Source organism: Pseudoalteromonas sp. PS5, from assembly GCF_004103255.1.
In the GTDB taxonomy this organism is placed as follows: Bacteria; Pseudomonadota; Gammaproteobacteria; order Enterobacterales; family Alteromonadaceae; genus Pseudoalteromonas; species Pseudoalteromonas peptidolytica.
This window is the reverse complement of the sequence record NZ_RCSQ01000108.1, coordinates 1-2,434: the sequence shown is the minus strand read 5'-3', so window position 1 is coordinate 2,434 and position 2,434 is coordinate 1. Positions and strand designations below refer to the sequence as shown.

Genomic DNA, 2,434 nt, shown 5'->3' with positions numbered 1-2,434 from the left:
ATGACTGAAAACCCACATGAAAAGATTGATTTACTTGGAGATATGAAGCGTACATTTGAAATTTCAGCGCCTAGCGGCGGGCTCAGTAAAACATCACGAGAGATTTATGCTTCGGCGATCACTACGCTTGAAAATCTCGCCAAGACACACAGAAATAATATGCCAATTTGAGGAAGCAAACCTGATGCAAATACCAATTAGACTTAATACTTGCGCAATTTGAAGGAGTAAAGCCGACGCTAACAGCGTTAAAGATTTCTTATTTAGAACAACTAAATAGCAAAATTTTTGCCTTGCCTATATGGATGTAGGTACCTTAGCGAGAGCAGTACGCGGTAGCCGTGTTATCGACAAGATTTTCCTGTCTCAAAATAGCTCACTTCATTAAGCTGATGGGCACAAGTTGATATTCGATAAATTACAGATACAAAAAAAGCAAGCCATAGCTTGCTTTTTCTTCATCTATTAAGCGATTAAAGCTTAACGATGTTCTCAGCTTGAGGACCTTTTTGGCCATCAGTTACTGTGAATTCTACTCTCTCGCCTTCAGCAAGTGTACGGAAACCGTCACCTTTGATTGCGCTGAAGTGTGCGAACACGTCAGGGCCATTTTCTTGAGCGATGAAACCAAAACCTTTTGACTCGTTAAACCACTTAACGGTACCTGTAAGAGTGTTAGACATAATACTAATCCTGATATAAAAACAAAAACCAATGCTTTGCATTGATGAGCTATGCCCATGTGGGCGCATAGACCTAAATTTGTAGAGTGGATAAAACTTCAGGACGGTACTACTACAAGCAAACACTTATACAACAACGTAATGGAGATTTTAAAACACTGACTCAAATTCTGTCTATGAACATCATATAGGGATTCCACCCTAAGTCAATGTATTTTTAATCAGCAATATGACTCGTTAATGACAAACCTCAAAATTTTCTTGTGTATTTTTTCAACGCCTTATTTTTAAAGGCATTATTTCATCAATCCCGCGCCATCACTGATAATTGCAATAAAATATTCATCAAGTTATAGCCCCTTTTTGGGTGTTAATTCTTGAACGAGTTGTATCACTTGCTCTATCACTATTTGAGGTGCTTTCATTGGCACGGTGTGATCGCTATTTTGTGCAATAATCAACTGAGAATTACAATGTGATGCCAACATATTTTGACCTTCTCGCCATGCTTTTAGATCACGTTTGTTCGGGTCAAACGCATACTGCGCTGCAATCACCCGACATGGGACATTTTTAGGCATTTGATGAGGTCTAACACTCGCCACAGTTTCACTCAATGCCTGAGTTTCACGTCGTAACGCCCTGGCAAGAACATTGTCAGGTAACGTATCTAAAGGTGGTAGTAATTTGTCAGGGGTGAGTGCTTGGGTTTTATCGATAAAGTAGACTGTGACAGGATCTACGTATAGTAAAGCGGCTATTTGCTCAGGGTAATAAGTAATGTAATTTTGCATCACATAGTAAGCATAGGAGTGGCCTACATAGATAAACGGAGTACTAATATTCAGCGCTTTTAGTAACTGCTGCAAGTTTCGATTGTCAGTATCTACACTATAAGCTCTATGGCTAAGTTCACTCTTTCCGTAGCCCTCACGATTGTATGCCAACAGCGTATTTGGCACCCGCTGTGACAAACCTTTTAACACCAAAGTCCAGTAAATTGCGGGCGCAGCAGAGCCAGTTTCAAATACAATAGCCGGATCGCTTCCCGCCACATGATACACTTGCAGTGAAACTGTATTTGCAACAACAATACGCTCTTTGATGGTACGCTCAAGCACAGCCTTCGCAAAGGCTGTGCTACTGGCAACAATACAGAATAAAAAAAGCAGCTTGTGACACATCTATTTTCCTTGATGTTAACCTTTCCACTTGGGAAACAATGTAGCAGCTAGTAACCAAATCTGCTATGGCTAGCATTGCGCCTGAGACTTAAGCTAGAGCTTAGCTAAGCTTATGTTTTATCCTGCTAAAATCTGTAATAACAGAATTTAGATGTCTGCATTTTATAAGATAAACTTAACTTTGCTATTTACTCGAATTAAAAAGTGAGAAGCAAGCAAAGAAAGCCCGATACATAAAGCGGTCAACATGGTTGCTTCAACATCAGTAAACATTTTTAGCAAGCTAAGAAAGAATGAGTGAATAAAGTAGACCGCTGATGAATACAATGCAATATTTTTACTGTTTCCTGATACTTTTATTTTCGTAAAAGTAATGAAAACAAAAGGACACAGAATTAAAAGTGAGAAATAGTTATCGAACCCTTCATCCATGCTGGCTTGGGAGTAGTTGATATAAGACTCTAGCAGTAAGAAAGCAAGACCCAAAACACTCAGCGTTGTAGCGCTTGTTAAACTAATCTTAGTATGAATGCGATGCTTATTTATCAAAAAACCAATACAGAAAAA

Annotated in this window: 3 protein-coding genes; all 3 read right to left on the bottom strand. The window is 39.0% G+C overall.

Features of this window, described 5'->3' with window-relative positions:
* Nucleotides 1-473: 473 nt before the first annotated feature.
* Nucleotides 474-683 carry a cold shock domain-containing protein gene (locus D9603_RS14285; protein WP_010603820.1) on the bottom strand — a complete coding sequence of 70 codons (210 nt, stop codon included), beginning with the start codon at nucleotides 681-683 and terminating at the stop codon, nucleotides 474-476.
* 350 nt (nucleotides 684-1,033) lie between these two features.
* Nucleotides 1,034-1,867 carry an alpha/beta hydrolase gene (locus D9603_RS14280; protein ID WP_128731826.1) on the bottom strand — a complete coding sequence of 278 codons (834 nt, stop codon included), beginning with the start codon at nucleotides 1,865-1,867 and terminating at the stop codon, nucleotides 1,034-1,036.
* A gap of 162 nt (nucleotides 1,868-2,029) precedes the next feature.
* Nucleotides 2,030-2,434 (bottom strand): hypothetical protein (locus tag D9603_RS21960; RefSeq protein WP_206644502.1); only part of this gene is annotated, 405 nt, incomplete at its 5' end.